Raw genomic sequence first — 15,334 nt, forward strand, 5'->3', positions numbered from 1 at the left:
AGGAAGTCGTTGAAGTTGAGTTGGTTAGATAATTGAGTTTCGTCAAAATTTGTGAAGGATTCTGTAAATAGCTGATTGATATGAACTTTCTGAAAAGCGTTAACACTCAGAACTTGCAGAATCCGGGTCAAACTGTGGTCGAGGCAGAGAGTCTTTTTGAGACTGGCGACGAGAAGATAGGTGCAGATGGCGATCCAAATTTGGGTTCTGACGGCATTGTCCGAGGTTCCGAAGAAGGACTTGATCCGCAGGTTCTGTTTGATCCATTTGAAGAAAAGTTCGATCTGCCAGCGGCTCTTGTAGACCAAGGCGACGGTCAATGCTGGGATGGAAAAATTGTTGGAAAGGAATACCAAGTCCTTGCCAGTCTCCTCGTCGAAGAAACGAACTCGACGCAAAGCAATGGGATATCGTTCCTTGGACAGGGCTCCGCTCAGACCGATTGTTTGATCGCTGCGCAGACCTGTGATTTTGGCAACTCTGCGGGACTCCCGGACATAGCAGTCGAGGTTGCGTTTGGCACGGATAACGAAGAACGCTCCGGCCTGGCTGAGGCCGAAGAGTCGACCGAAGTCGAGGTATCCACGATCCATTACATAGATCGTTCCGGGAGAGACTGGCATTCGGTCGAGGAAAGACACATCGTGTTCCCGTCCCTTCGTAACGTCGATGAACAGCGGGATAGAGCCTTGAAGTTCGAACTGCGTGTGGATCTTTACCGCCGCTTTCGTGGAACGAAAGTCCGCCCAAGGGAAGAGAGTCAGGCAAAGATCGATGGTGCTCGAATCGACCGCGACGACCATGCCATCGAGACCCATCGGGTTCGTCTCGCCTGCCTAAAGTCTCCGCGTCCTTCGAATGAGGATATGAGCCATGGCTTCGTAGACGCGCCAGTCCCTCCATTGGTTGGCATATGCCAAATTGGTGCGGGTAATGTTGCCGCGAAACCCCATCGCGTAAGCGTTTTGATTCCCGCGCAAACAAGCCTCGATCTCGCGCAACCCCTCCCGGTAAGTCAACTGGGCAAAGACCATGGCAAGGAATTGGTCGCGTGCGGTAAATCCGCGACTGCTCTTGGGCATCGGGTAAAGCTTGATGCATCGGTCGAACTCCTTCCGGTCCAAGCCATCGGTAATCTGAGTAAAAACGAGCCTGCCAGCGTTCATCCGTTATTGAGAACGAATGCGACGGAAGGTCGCCAGCCGATTCAAATGCGTGACAACCTTTATCCTGTGTAAGACTCTTCAAATGAATCACTTGGAAAAATCGAAACCCCTCTTAACTGGACACTAGTGATATTATAATATAAACTATTAGCGAATTTCTAGATTAATGGATGCCGATTTTTGCGAACAGAGACCAACCCTGGAATCAAGGTTTGGAAGTCCGAAGCCGATTTCGTTTCATCCGGGAGAGCCGAAATATTGAATGTGAACTCGTAAAAGAATCTCTAATTCTTCCTATCTTTCATAGATGCGAGAAACAACATTCAAAGATGAGGCAATTATACCTATCCCCGACAATCTGAGCTTCCATCCACACTCATTCTTTTTCTACCGCAAAAGTCCCGATGCCCCATCTAAAGATGGCTGGGACAGTTTCCTCTCCGGGATCCCAGGAGACGGATTGGGCGATCCTGATGACTCGCGCAGGCTGGCAGCCTATGTTACTTTTCGGAGGCTGGGGCCATCGATGCTGACTCGTTGACAACTCAAACTCTCGCGTTGCAGCGGGGACTCTCCTCCGGCACGCTGAACTCAATGCAGGACGACCCACATCTCGACGAGCTCCAGACCACCCGTAAGAAGCCGATTTATCCGCTCAAGGATGGGCTGCGGTCTTACATGATCCGACACGGGCGGGAGATGGAACTTCCGGTCACCTATGAGGAACTGCTGGACTACTCCGTCTCGGTACCGCTCCGGGACGCCGATGGCAACGACACGCTCTGGGAAACGGTCGCCTACCCGCAACCGGAGATGAGCCGCATCGCCAAGGCCCTGACTCAGATTTACGGTCTGCTCAAGACCAACGGAGATTGGTCGGCGGTCGATCACCTCTACATGGACCGGATCGATTTCTGCACTTTCGGCAATTCGCACCCTTTCCGGATTCGCATCGTCAACGTCCACAACGACAACCCCGACTACTACTACATCAAGAAGGCCGATGCCTCCCGGGTCTACGGACTGGAGCTGGAACACCTGCTCTCCCCGAACCGGATGCACTACATGACTTATCAGCAGACGCTGGTCGAGGAGCACGTGATCGGCATCCCGGGGGACGTCTTCATCAACGAGTGGCTCGACAACCCACAGATCAGCCGCATTCGTCTGGCGAAGGAGCTGGTGAAGTTCAACGAACGCTGTTTTCTGCGTCTCCTCGGCGACATGCGATCCTACAACTTCGTCGTCGACATCACCCCCGACTTTGAGAGCTTCCAGCTTCGCATCCGTCCGATGGACTTTGACCAGCAGAGCTACCAGGGACGGAAGCACGTCTACCTCCCCCAGTTCTTCAAAAGCAACAACGCCCTCGTCTTTTTCTGCCTCAACAATCTCATCAAGGAAACGGCCTATCAGTATCAGCTGGAAGAGCACGCCATGATGACCCGCCGCATCAATCTCATTCACCAGCGTCTCCGAATGCTCCTCGCCGAGATGTCGGACGACGTCATCTCAGAACCGGAGAACGTCGAGCAGTTGAAGCACGAACTCGCTGACCACCACGAACGGAAAGATTTCCTCAAAGCCAACAGCATGGGGGAAATCGTTCGCGAGAGCCTTCATACCATTCTCGACCGCAGCGTCGTCCCTGCGGACAAAGGCTCGCCCTTGCGGTTGGATTTGGAGGGATCGTAAGGGATTTCCGGTGCCGTCCACCGATCCGGCGGGATGCGGCTTGGGCCAAGCCGCGCAACCTCGAAGGAAAGACTTCACTGCTAGGCCTACGAGGCTTGGCGCTTTCTTTAAATTTCTCGGAAAAAGAAGACCCATCGGCCGTCCCCATGTCCCACAGGCTGCCAGCCTGTGTCTCCAGTTCGGCCTCAAAGCATCGATCGCAGCAGAAGCGGAGCGCTGCAATCCACCATCTGGGCCCACCCGAGAAAATCGCTCTCGCCATTGACGGGAAGGCTTTCCGAAAATGAAGCCGCATGAAGATTGATCCTGAAACCCAGACCGTGATGCTCGGCGTTCGCGAACTCAGTGAGTTCGAGATCTGCCAGCGTTCTTCCGGACGGGGAGCGGGCCGATGGCGGTTGGAAGCTGGGCGGACTTGGCACCAGACGATTCAAGGGGAGTCTCAGGAAGAGTTTGATCGGGAGAAGTCGATTTCCGGGCGAATCGAACGCGGGGGATGGTCGATTCAGATCGACGGTCGCTGCGACCTGTTCCGCCTCGACGAAGCTGGTTTACCAGTTTTTGGCGAGATCAAGACGGTCACCGACCCCCTCCCGCTTCCGGCTTCTGAGTTGCGCGCGCGGTTTCCCGCCTACTTCCGTCAGCTGGCCTGTTACTCGCTCCTCGCAGGCGAATCTTACAATCTGGCCAAGTCGTTTCTTCTCTTCCTAAACATCGATACAGAAATCCGCCAGACGGTCGCACTGGGTCCGGAAGATCTCGAGAGTCTCGAAACGCATCTCGATTCGCTGGTCGAATTCCTGCAGTTCACAGCCGAACAAACCGCTTCGCGCGTGCAGCTCGAATGGAACAGCTTCCGGGCTCATCCCCGCGCTGGACAGGTGCAGGCCTCTGAAGATCTGGCCTGCGCAGAAAAGACTCATCGAGTCGTTGGTTTTCAAGCACAGACGGGGTTTGGAAAGACCCGGATCGTTCTCGAGCATGCCCTCGAAGCCATCCGAGCCGGGAAGGCGGACCGTATTCTCTATCTCACCGGGAAGATCAGCGGGCAGGAACAGGCGTGCACGGAGGCCCGTCAGCTCTTTCCGGACTCCCAAGGGCTCCGATCGTTCCGGATGCGAAATCACCGGGAGCACTGGGCAGCCTGCCCGCTGGATGGGTGCCTCCAGGATAAATGTGCGCCCCCCGCCGAAGAGCGCTCAGCCCTTCCGGTCGCCGAACTCATTCGACACCCGGGACATGCCGAGGAGGCTTGGGATGGGATCCGCGAGCTTGCCGAGAATTTCCATCATTGCCCCTACTCTCTCTCCCGCGGGCTACTCCCCTTTTCAGATCTCTGGATCGCCGACTACAACTACCTGTTCTCCCCCTCCTCCCGACATATTTTCCTCGAGCAGCCCGGCTTCGATCCGGCTCGCACCTGGCTCCTCATCGACGAGGCTCACAATCTCCCCGACCGCACCAGTTCGGCCCTCGGGGGACGGCTTGACACACGGCTACTTCAAAACGCCGCCGAGGATCTTCGGGAGTTTCGCACTGACAACACCTTGAAAGCCACTCTCCGGGAGATCGCGCGCGAGATCGAAAATCTTCATCCCGACCGGATGGTGGACTCGGCGACTCTTTTTGTCTTCACCGACCTGTTCGAGACGGCTTCGGATTCCCTAGCCAATAGCCCACTCCCATGGAGAGAGCTGACCGGTGACACCGTTTCAACCCTGCAGGCGCTGGAGTCCGCGCTTTTTCTGCTCGAACGGGAGGAACTTCATCCGCTTCTCTGGTCGCCGAGTCCGGGTCGGCTCGAATGGCTACCGCTCGAAGTCGGTCCCTGGATTGCGGAGACGCTTTCCGGCTTCGCCCAATCCGTATTCTTCTCCGCAACCCTGGATCCCTTCCCCTCCTTCGTCTCCAATTTCGGGCTCACGGAAGAGCAATGCCAACTCGTGCGGGCCGAAGCCGACGGGACCCACCGCTTCCGCACCGCCATCGACACCCGGGTGCAAACGACTTTGCGCGAGCGCAAACGCAACGCTTCCCGCACCACCGAGACTCTCCGCGATCTGGCCGAATCGAGCGGCGGATGCGTGGCCGCGTTTTTTCCTTCGTTTGAATACGCCGAAACCATCCAGACCTATCTCGAAGCCATCGCTCCCCACCTCCGCAGCGTTCTTCAACCCCGCGACCTCAACGCCAACGAGCGGGAGGAATTCGCCCGCACAGCGCCCCTTTCCCACGATGTTCTCTTTCTGATGCTCGGCGGGAGCTTTGCCGAAGCAGTCGACGCCTTCGGCGGAATCGTCGAAACGGCCATGATCATCGGCCCGGGTCTTCCCGAGCTCTCCACCCTCAACCGCATCCGCATGGACGCCTACCCGAACCGGGAGGAAGGTTTCCACGAAGTCTGCCGCATTCCGGGTATGCGCCGCGTCAACCAAGCGATCGGACGACTCGTCCGCAGCCTCGAGCACCGCGCCACGGTCCTCCTCCACGACCGCCGTTTTCTCGAGCCGGAATACCACGACCTCCTTCGAAAAGATCTCGGCGAAATTGCAACCATCCGCAACGAGGGCGATTGGCAGGACTGGATCGGCGGAGCGGGTTAGTGTACCACAGGCTGCCAGCCTGTGAGATGTTGAGCCGGCCTCCCTGATGCGGAGAAGGATGGAATCAGCATCAAGGCAAGGGAGACGGGTTGATCTCTTTGCTGTTTTGGAAACTGGAGGCGGATCGGCTCCTTGCTTGCATCACTCGGAGAGGGGAGAAGAATCGGACACTTTTGTTTCCCCACGAAGGGTCAGCCTTTGCTGACTACTGGGCAGTCGAATGCGGACGGACTCGGACGAGCACAGGCTGGCAGCCTGTGGTACATTTTAAGCCCCCCCCCCACTCGTCCTGAGCGTGTCGAAGGGCTACCGACTCACCCGCCTTCGCCCTACGGGACTACGGCGTGGCATGCCGAACCACTGACTCACCCGCCTTCGCCCTACGGGACTACGGCGTGGCATGCCGACCCACCGACCCACCGCCCCACCGGTATCCGCCTCATCGAAAACCGCTTTTCCTTTGCACTTGCCCCAAAATTCTTCAGTTTTAGCCGCTATGGAACCCAAAAACCCAGGACTCGGAACCCGCGCTCTTCATGCAGGCCAAACGCCTGATCCCATCACCCGTGCCCGCGCGGTACCTCTTCATCAAACGACCAGCTTTGTTTTCAACGATACCGAACAGGCCGCTAACCTCTTCGGATTGAAGGAGCTCGGTAACATTTACACCCGCCTGAACAACCCGACCAACGACGTTCTCGAGCAACGTCTGGCGGCTCTCGAGGGCGGAACCGGCGCCTTGGCTCACTCCAGTGGACAGGCTGCGATCACCGACACCGTCCTCAACATTTTGGGAGCCGGAGACCACATGATCGCCGTAGCTCAGCTCTACGGCGGCACCTACAATCTTTTCCACTACACCCTGCCGAAGCTCGGAATCGAGGTCTCGTTTGTCGACGTCGACGATCCCGACGGCTTCCGCAAGGCTCTGAAGCCGAACACGAAGCTCTTCTACGGAGAAGGACTCGGCAATCCGCGCCTTAACATTTTCCCATTCGAAGAAGTGGCCGCCATCGCCAAGGAAGCGGGCGTACCCCTCGTCATCGACAACACGGCCTTGAGCCCCATGCTCAACCGTCCGATCGAATGGGGCACGAACATCGTCGTCCACAGCACCACGAAGTTCATCGGTGGCCATGGCACCTCGATCGGAGGCATCGTCGTCGACGGAGGAAACTTTGACTGGGGTTCCGGCAAGTTCCCCGGCTTCACGGAGCCAGACCCGAGCTACCACGGTCTCGTCCACTGGGATGCCTTCAAGGCTTTTGAACCGCTGGGCGGAGCCAACGTCGCCTTCATCCTGAAGATGCGGCTACAACTGCTCCGCGACATCGGCGCCTGCCCCAGCCCCTTCAACTCCTGGATGAAGCTGCAGGGTCTGGAAACTCTCCACATCCGCATGGAGCGTCATTGCCAGAATGCCATGAAGGTGGCCGAATTCCTCGAAGGCCACGACGAAGTGAACTGGGTCAACTACCCCGGCCTGAAATCCAGCCGCTACCACGATCTCGCCAACAAGTATCTCGAACCCGGGATGTATGGCGCACTCATCGGCTTCGGCGTCAAGGGCGGTATTGAAGGCGGCAAGAAATTCATCGAGAAGCTCAAGCTTTTCAGCCATCTGGCCAACATCGGCGATGCGAAATCTCTGGCGATCCATCCGGCGACGACGACTCACAGTCAGCTCACCGCCGAGGAGCAAGAGGCCTCCGGCGTTAGCAACGACTACGTCCGCCTCTCGGTCGGACTCGAGAACATCGAGGACATCCTAGCCGACATCACCCAAGCTCTGGAAAGCTAATCGCAACGGAGAGGAGCCTTCTTTCTCTTATGCCTATCGTTGAACCTCGTTTTGGCCGGTCGAGCCACTCCCCGTGTGCGGGGTTTGGCTCACTGGCCCTGTGGATCGGCATTTGGGCGATCGTGATCAGCCTGATCTGCCTCTACCTCGGGATCGACGCCCGCAATGTCGCTCAGGATTCCCAGCGACGCATGGCGCGGAATGTCGAACTCCTCGACGAGAGCCGCACCAAGATCGAATCGCTGGAGACGGAGATCCGGGAGTTTCTCCGGCTTACAGAGCAACGGCTGAATGACATGTCGTTCACGGTTGAACAGAACCAGACCCGGATAAAGACCAACGCGATTCAACTCGGATCGACCCGCAAGGTGGCCTCCGAGTTGATTGAAGGGCTGACTTCGCAGAAAGAGGCCATCACCGAATTGGCGACCCGTATCCCGGCAATTCCTGAAGGCGTGCAAACCGAGCGGACCCGGCCCCCACGGCCGACGCCCTCTCCGACAGCCCGCACCCAGCCAGAGGGCGCGAACACCGGTTCGAGCACACAACAACAGACAGCCGCCCCGAAACCGGCTCCGAAGCCTCGGGCCACCTACACGGTGAAGTCTGGCGATACGCTGGTGGACATTGCCCGCCGCAAGAATTTGAGCGTCCCCGACCTCTTGGATGCCAATCCCGATATCGATCCAAACGTGATCCGCGTCGGACAGAAATTGAATCTACCCGAATAAATTCGGCCGTACCATGCACGCAAACTGTGAACAATACGACCCTGCCAAGATTGAACCATTCTGGCAGGACTTCTGGGAAAACAACGGCACGTTCCGCACCTCCGATCCGGACGAGCGCCCCCGCTTTTACGGGCTCGACATGTTTCCGTACCCATCCGGTGCCGGACTCCACATCGGCCACCCAGAAGGATACACCGCGACCGACATTATCTGCCGCTACAAGAAGGCCAAAGGTTTCAACGTCCTTCATCCCATGGGTTGGGATGCCTTCGGACTTCCGGCCGAGCAGTACGCGATCAAGACCGGCACCCACCCGGCTCAGACGACGGCCGCCAATGTCGAGAATTTCCGTAAGCAGATCAAACAGATCGGCTTCGCGATCGACTGGACCCGTGAGATCAACACGACGGACCCCAACTATTACCGTTGGACGCAGTGGATCTTCCTCCAGCTCTTCCGTCTCGGCCTCGTGTACGTCGACGAGCGCCCCGTCTGGTGGTGTCCGGAGCTCCGTTCCGTGCTCGCCAATGAAGAAGTGGTTCAAGGTCGCTCCGAGGTGGGCAATCATCCGGTCGAACGACGCAACCTCCGCCAAGTCGTGCTCCGCATCACCGCCTATGCCGACCGCCTTCTCGATGGCCTGAAAGACCTCGACTGGCCCGAATCGACCAAGCGCCAGCAACAGGCCTGGATCGGTCGCAGCGAAGGCGCCGAAGTCACCTTTACTGTCGACAACAAAGCGCGCCCTACGGTCACCGTTTTCACCACTCGGCCCGACACTCTTTTCGGCGCGACCTACCTCGTCCTCGCTCCTGAGCATCCGCTCGTCGATTCCATCACTGACCCTTCGCGCCAAGCCGATGTCGATGCCTACCGCGAAAAGGCCCGGGCCAAGAGTGATCTCGACCGGACCGATTTGGCGAAGGAGAAGACTGGGATTTTCACCGGAGCCCACGCCATCAACCCGGTCAACCAGGCGCGAATCCCCATTTGGATCGCGGACTACGTTCTCGCCAGCTACGGCACCGGTGCGATCATGGCCGTGCCCGCTCACGACGAGCGCGACTACGAGTTTGCCAAGGAATTTCAGCTCCCGATCCAGCGGGTTATCGAACCCGGGAAGTCCAAAGGGAACGGGCACACCCCGGAACTCCCCTTCGCCGGAGAAGGAAAGCTCGTCCATTCTGGAGATTTCAGCGGCCTCACCACGGAGGAAGGGCGCAAGAAAATCACCGCCAACCTGGAAAGTCACGACGCCGGCAAGACTTCGGTCAACTACCGCCTGCGCGACTGGATTTTCTCCCGTCAGCGCTATTGGGGCGAACCCATGCCGATGCTCTGGGTCGATGAAGAAGCTTGGAAGAAAGCTTCGGCGAACCGTGAAACCATCGTTGGCCGGGCCCTCCCCGAAGAGGCCGTGACCAGCAATCTGGACGGGGACGTGCGCTACGCTCTGCCCATTCCTCCGGAGCAGCTTCCCCTCACTCTGCCCGAGGTTGAAACCTTCCAACCCGCCGGCACTGGCGAGAGTCCGTTGGCGACGATCCCCGAGTGGTTGAACGTCTGGTTCAACGTCGAGACCGGGGAAACGATCTCCCAGGACGAATCCAAACCCGAAGGCGATGCATGGGTTCCCGCGCGACGCGAGACCAACACCATGCCGCAATGGGCCGGCTCCTGCTGGTATCACCTGCGCTACATGGATCCGGACAACGCCGACGCCCTTGTCGATCCGGAGAAGGAAAAGTATTGGCAGAGCCCCGATCTCTACATCGGCGGGGCTGAGCACGCCGTTCTTCACCTTCTTTACGCCCGCTTCTGGCACAAGGTGCTCCACGACGTCGGCGCCGTCTCCTCCGATGAGCCCTATCGCAAGCTCTTTCACCAAGGCATCATCCTCGGCACTGACGGCGAAAAGATGTCCAAGAGCCGTGGCAATGTCATCAATCCGGAAGTCGTCATCGACGAATACGGAGCCGACTCCCTGCGCCTTTTCGAAATGTTCCTCGGACCACTCGAAGACATGAAGCCTTGGAATCCCTCCGGAATCGAAGGCGTTCACCGTTTCCTGAAAAAGGTCTGGCGCGCACTCATCGGCCAAGACGGCCAAGCCTCCGACAAGATTGTCGACGAAGGCGAAGAAACCCCGGAAACGCTCAAGGCTCTCCACGAGACGATCCACAAGGTCACCGGGGACATTGAAGGATTGCGACTCAACACCGCGATCTCGCAGATGATGATTTTCGTCAATCACCTGACCAAAGCGCAGACCATCCAACGTGAGACCGGCAAAGCCTTCGTGCAATTGCTGGCTCCTTTCGCGCCTCACATGGCCGAGGAAGTCTGGGCACGGCTCGGCGGCGAACCCGGTATCGCCAACGCACCTTGGCCCGAAGCCGACCTCTCTCTCTTGAAGAGCGACTCGGTGAAATACGTGGTCCAAGTGAACGGCAAAGTCCGCGGCGAACTCAACACCGCCAAAGATACTGGCAAAGATGAGGTTCTGGCCGAGGCTAAGCAGATCGACAAAGTCGCCTCCTTCCTCGAAGGCAAAACCATCCGCAAGGAAATCTTCGTCCCCGGCAAAATCGTCAATTTCGTCGCGAATTAGCGGCGGATCGGCGGCGAGTCGGCGGCGGATCGGCGGCGGATCGGCGGCGGATCGGCGGCGGATCGGCGGTCAGAGGGATCCCTGCCCTGCGCGCATCCTTGCTGTCTCTTCCTGCGTTTACATGTGCAGAGAATAGGCCAAGGGCGGAGCGCAGAATTGATTCCGCCCCGACAGAGCGGAAGAAAGAAAGGAGCAATTCAGATTCTGTGGCGAAACGCCCGAGAGGCATACGGGGCAGAATCAATTCCGCGCTCCATTCGTACTCTTCTCGAGACGGCATAAACCCGAAGACTGGTGTCTCAATTGAAGCCCCCAAAAGCGGTGAAGGAAGTTGGGACTACTTTTTTTCCTGACTCCTCTGTCGGGAAAACTCCCGAAATGGAAAGAGAAAGATATTTGGGGGCGCGAACGAACCCGCCTAGCCTCTAGAATCGGAAACCGACCGAGGTGGACAACCGTGCGTCGCGTTGTTCGAGTTCGTCCCCGAGGGAATCGTCGTAGTGGACCTCGTAGGAGAGTTTGAAGCTCAAACGGTCCGCAAACAGGGTTTCCAGGTCCAGATTCATCACAGCCGAGAGGTCATCGGTGTCCGTCCTCTCCAGGGTGGTGTTGAAATTCTGGGTAAAGATGAAGCCGTCACTCACTTCCCAGGAAAGGTTCTGATTCAGGTTCCCCATCAGCTTGAGGCGATCTTCGATCGGACGATCGACCGAATACTCCCCCACCACACCGGGAACGATGTTGAACGAGAGCGACTGGTTATCGAGTATCCGCAAACCATACCCTACGCTCTGGCGGTAACCGCGCGAGTAAGGGCCAAAATTACTGTCATCGACTGTCGAACGGGACTCCAGAAACCCGTAATCACTGAGACTGGTCTGATAATTTACGCCCAAACGGTGATCGGAAGACGAAGATGACGGAGTCAGCGAGGATGAGGGAAAGGCACTGTGTTGGATTGAAACCAAAGAGCTATCGGAATCGCTTCCATTCTGGAAAAGGCGAACGCTCTCCCCCGAAGGCGAGTAGGTCCAAGCCGAGCCCGAAGACTCCTGCGGGGTCTCGACGGATTCCGATCCGGAGGAAAGTAGAATGTCGGACTCCGCAGACACTGCGAAGCTCGCGCCACATAGCATTGCTACGCTCGACAAAATCCTAAATTTCCAGCCCTTCACCACCAAAGAAAAAAGACCCGTTCAAAAAAAAATACAAGAAGGAATGCTTTTTTCCTCCCCTACTTTTTCGACTTCTTTACCGATTTCGACGCCTTGGACGGGTTTTACGAGGATTTACTCCCTGCAGGGGATCGTAACGATACCCAAACCCTTCCAGCTTTGCCTTTGGCACCTCGCGACCGATGTAGGACTCGATCGCCATCAAAGCACTCGTTTCATCGGGAGCCTGAAGAGTTACAGCAGTGCCTTCGCGCTTAGCCCGGCCCGTTCGACCGATCCGATGCACGTAGTCTTCCGCGTGCTGAGGAACGTCGTAATTCACGACGTGGGTCACATTTGCGATGTCCAGACCCCGCGAAGCGATGTCTGTCGCAACAAGAATCGGAATCTCGCCACTTTTAAAATTAGCCAGCGCACTCGTTCGCTCCGATTGATTCAAATCCGAGTGAATGACTCCGACATTGAACCCGCGTTCGTTCAGCCAGCGGGCCACCCGATCGGATCCACGCCGCATCCGGCAGAAAATCAAGGTGTTCTTGGCATCAAATTGATTGAGCAGAGCGACCAGGAGGTCGAACTTCTGCATCGCATTCACCGGATAGACCTCGTGCTTGACCGTGGAGGCCGTCGAAAGACTTTGGCCAATCGTAATATTGACCGGATCCTTGAGCGCCCACTTCGCCAGACGCTGAATCGTATCCGGAACGGTCGCCGAAAAAAGGAGGGTCTGGCGATCCTTGCGCTTGCACTTACTGATGATCTTGCGGACGTCCTCGATGAACCCCATGTCGAGCATCCGGTCCACCTCGTCGAGAATCAGAATCTCCACGTCGTCGAGATTGGCCGTGCCCTGCTGCACATGGTCCAAAAGGCGACCCGGTGTCGCAACGATCACATCGACCCCATTCGCCAAGTCACTCTTCTGCTTTCCATAGCCGACACCGCCGTGCAAGAGAGTTACCTTTAGGTCAAGGTATTTCCCATAGAGATGAAAATTCTCCTCCACTTGGGCCGCCAATTCACGAGTCGGCCCAATGGCTAGACAACGGCATTTCCCGTGGCCGCCGAGCCGCTCAATCGTCGGCAGCGCAAAGGCTGCGGTTTTGCCGGTCCCGGTCTGGGCAGAACCGATGACGTCCTTGCCCTCGAGAATGACGGGGATCGCTTGTTCCTGAATGGGGGTCGGCGACTCGTAGCCGACATCTTCAATGGCCCGAATAATTTCGGGGCGGAATGGGAGGTCTGTAAACTTCATATCTTCAAAGCGAAGAAGAAGTCAAAAATCGCCGGCAGATGCCGGGGTCCTCTCCGCATTCATCAAAACCCTCAACCAAAAGGGCCTTCGGGCCTCTTGGCGAGCCTGTTTTTTCGAGGCCCAGGTTATACCGAATTTAGTAAGTTTTGACCGTTATGGTGCAGCGCAGAATCGAAGCAGCGCAAGGCGCAGGGATCGGATTCGTATCGAGATACGCTCCGATCCCTGCAACGCCGCGACCTTCGATTCTGGGCGCATCCCCCTGGGACGGGCGGGAAATGAGCCTGAGCAGCGTTAGCCCAAATGGCACGGGTCGCAGACCCGCCTTCAATTGGGCCGCCTTGCTCAGGCTCATTTCTCATCCCGCCATAACTATCAAAACTTCCTAAATTCGGTATTAGATGCGAGAGGAACCGCTCAGCTCCGACTTTGCCCGGATCAAATCGCCAAGCGCATGAACAAGAGGGAGCCGCATCTCCGGATCGATCCCCTCCGCCATCTCCACAAACGCAAAATTGAGAGAATCGATCTCGGTCTGCCGTCCCGCCCGGAGATCCTGCAGGGTGGAAATCAGCTGCGGGGAATTCTGACTGATCCGCTCCACCGACTCGAGAATTTCCTCTTCGCTCAGTTCGAGGCCCTTCGCACCGACCAGCTGGAGACACTCCCTAATCAGCGAACGGACGAGGGGAAGAAGCGACCGACCACGAGCAAAGATGCCGTTATCCACGTCCAACAACGGGCAGATCGAATTGAAAATCACATTCACGATCGCCTTCTTGAAGACAGGACCCTCCAGAGCATCGCAATAGGAGAACGGAAACCGATCCGTCTGCAAAGTTTTGACCGCCTCGCGGATTTCTCGCGCATCTCCACAGAGGGTGCCCACCAGAGAATCCGCAATCGACCGAAACTGATAGGACAACCCGGCTCGATCTTCACTGGATTGACTCGTCAAATAAAGAACCGCCCGGCCAAGATTCGGAAATCCTTGATCTTGGAAGGCTCGCTCCACGTTCAATCCGTTCTGAGCGAGGACAATCGGCCCCGCTCGATATACCCGTCGCAAACCCTCCGCCACTCTCTCATTCGCATAAGTTTTGCAGGTGACGACAATAACCCCATTCACCCCTCGCAAATCCTCAAAGGCGACCGTCGGCACCTTCGCTCGTATCGACTCATCTCCCATCGTCACTTCCACCCAAGTCGATTGACTGGAATCCGCGACTCCCGATCGCATTCTTACCAAGACGACTTCTCTCCCACTCATCGTCAAGAAGGCTGCCAATGGCGCCCCCACTGCGCCTCCTCCCAATATGTAAACCCGCTCCATCGACATTTCTCAGCGTCTCTCAAGGAGCTTCCTCAAGGCCCCAAACGCGGCAAACTTCATCAATCACAACCGCTCCCCGGCGATAGCCCTCCGTTCCTTTCCGAAACACAAATGACAAGAGCACCGACTCGGAAAAACAGGGCACGATTGCGATGGATTTTCGGTCGTGGTAAAGCTCGAGCGCCTTCCGGGAGATCACACTGACACCCATTCCACCGGCGACATAACTCAGAGTAGTTAAATCATTGGGACAATTGCGAATCTGGGATTTCAGCCGAAGGCCGTGACCTGCGGCCCAGTTTTTCGCAGCAGTAAAACACGAACACCCCTCACTCATGAATATCCAAGGATGCTCTTCCAATGCCTGCGGCAAAACTTCCGCCCAATCGATCTCCCACTTCGCTGGGGCGACAAGAATCAACTCCTGCCTTGTCAGCGGAATCGCCTCCAAATTTGCATTTTCAATTGGGCCCTCGAAAAAACAAAAATCGACCTGCTCCCCGAGCAATTTCCGCAAATTCTCAACCGAGTTCCCAAAACTGGTTTCGAGATTCAAATTGGGATACTGAGCCACCAACGCCTTCAACAGTGCATCAAACCGAATCACCTCTGGAGGGTTATTGATGGCTAAACGAATCGTCCCGCTCACCGCGTCATCTGAGGTCCGAACCCGATCTCTCAATTGATCCACACGACTCAGGATCCCCTCAGCCTCCTGCCAAAGCGCGTGACCCGCTTCGGTAAGGAACATTCCCCGGGCGCTCCGCACAAACAGCTGTACCTCTAAAAACTCTTCAAGCGCTTTGATCCGGGCACTGACCGACGGAGCACTGAGATGAAGCTTCTCGGCGGCCCGTGTCAGGTTTTCCTCTCCGGCGACAGAGCAAAAGATTCGCAACTGCTGAATGTCTACACACATCGATTCTTAAACAGCCGACAGTTTACACCCTTTCCGGAAAAAGAA

At 56.9% G+C, this 15,334-nt stretch carries 10 protein-coding genes and 1 pseudogene; 5 read left to right on the forward strand and 6 right to left on the reverse strand.

All coding sequences use genetic code 11. From position 1 onward, the window contains the following. Nucleotides 1–1,166 (reverse strand): annotated as a pseudogene (locus H5P30_RS03550) (IS4 family transposase); the annotation flags it as partial. A gap of 537 nt (nucleotides 1,167–1,703) precedes the next feature. On the opposite strand from H5P30_RS03550, the gene H5P30_RS03555 reads away from it, so the two are divergent. The 5 genes from H5P30_RS03555 (at nucleotide 1,704) to leuS (ending at nucleotide 10,607) form a co-directional block, all read left to right on the forward strand. Beyond that, on the forward strand, nucleotides 1,704–2,861 hold the full coding sequence (locus H5P30_RS03555) for a hypothetical protein (RefSeq protein WP_221774267.1): 1,158 nt from the start codon (nucleotides 1,704–1,706) through the stop codon (nucleotides 2,859–2,861). A 293-nt stretch (nucleotides 2,862–3,154) separates the two neighbouring features. Further along, entirely contained in the window at nucleotides 3,155–5,464 is a 2,310-nt protein-coding gene (locus H5P30_RS03560) for an ATP-dependent DNA helicase (protein ID WP_185691586.1), read from the forward strand. A gap of 496 nt (nucleotides 5,465–5,960) precedes the next feature. After that, nucleotides 5,961–7,265: an O-acetylhomoserine aminocarboxypropyltransferase/cysteine synthase family protein gene (locus tag H5P30_RS03565; RefSeq protein WP_185691587.1), complete on the forward strand. Its 1,305-nt coding sequence runs from the start codon at nucleotides 5,961–5,963 to the stop codon at nucleotides 7,263–7,265. A 29-nt stretch (nucleotides 7,266–7,294) separates the two neighbouring features. Next, nucleotides 7,295–7,996: a LysM peptidoglycan-binding domain-containing protein gene (locus H5P30_RS03570; protein ID WP_185691588.1), complete on the forward strand. Its 702-nt coding sequence runs from the start codon at nucleotides 7,295–7,297 to the stop codon at nucleotides 7,994–7,996. Between the two features lie 13 nt (nucleotides 7,997–8,009). Beyond that, complete coding sequence (leuS, locus tag H5P30_RS03575; protein WP_185691589.1) at nucleotides 8,010–10,607, forward strand: leucine--tRNA ligase; 2,598 nt, start codon at nucleotides 8,010–8,012, stop codon at nucleotides 10,605–10,607. A 425-nt stretch (nucleotides 10,608–11,032) separates the two neighbouring features. On the opposite strand, the gene H5P30_RS03580 is transcribed toward leuS, so the two are convergent. The 5 genes from H5P30_RS03580 to H5P30_RS03600 form a co-directional block, all read right to left on the reverse strand. Beyond that, complete coding sequence (locus H5P30_RS03580; RefSeq protein WP_185691590.1) at nucleotides 11,033–11,743, reverse strand: DUF481 domain-containing protein; 711 nt, start codon at nucleotides 11,741–11,743, stop codon at nucleotides 11,033–11,035. A 115-nt stretch (nucleotides 11,744–11,858) separates the two neighbouring features. After that, nucleotides 11,859–13,037, reverse strand: a complete 1,179-nt coding sequence (locus tag H5P30_RS03585; RefSeq protein WP_185691591.1) for a DEAD/DEAH box helicase — start codon at nucleotides 13,035–13,037, stop codon at nucleotides 11,859–11,861. Nucleotides 13,038–13,173: 136 nt separating this feature from the next. Next, entirely contained in the window at nucleotides 13,174–13,392 is a 219-nt protein-coding gene (locus H5P30_RS03590; protein WP_185691592.1) for a hypothetical protein, read from the reverse strand. A gap of 42 nt (nucleotides 13,393–13,434) precedes the next feature. Beyond that, complete coding sequence (locus H5P30_RS03595; RefSeq protein ID WP_185691593.1) at nucleotides 13,435–14,376, reverse strand: ketopantoate reductase C-terminal domain-containing protein; 942 nt, start codon at nucleotides 14,374–14,376, stop codon at nucleotides 13,435–13,437. Between the two features lie 13 nt (nucleotides 14,377–14,389). Further along, nucleotides 14,390–15,289 carry a LysR family transcriptional regulator gene (locus tag H5P30_RS03600; RefSeq protein WP_185691594.1) on the reverse strand — a complete coding sequence of 300 codons (900 nt, stop codon included), beginning with the start codon at nucleotides 15,287–15,289 and terminating at the stop codon, nucleotides 14,390–14,392. Nucleotides 15,290–15,334: the final 45 nt, after the last annotated feature.

The organism is Puniceicoccus vermicola (genome assembly GCF_014230055.1).
Classification (GTDB): Bacteria; Verrucomicrobiota; Verrucomicrobiia; order Opitutales; family Puniceicoccaceae; genus Puniceicoccus; species Puniceicoccus vermicola.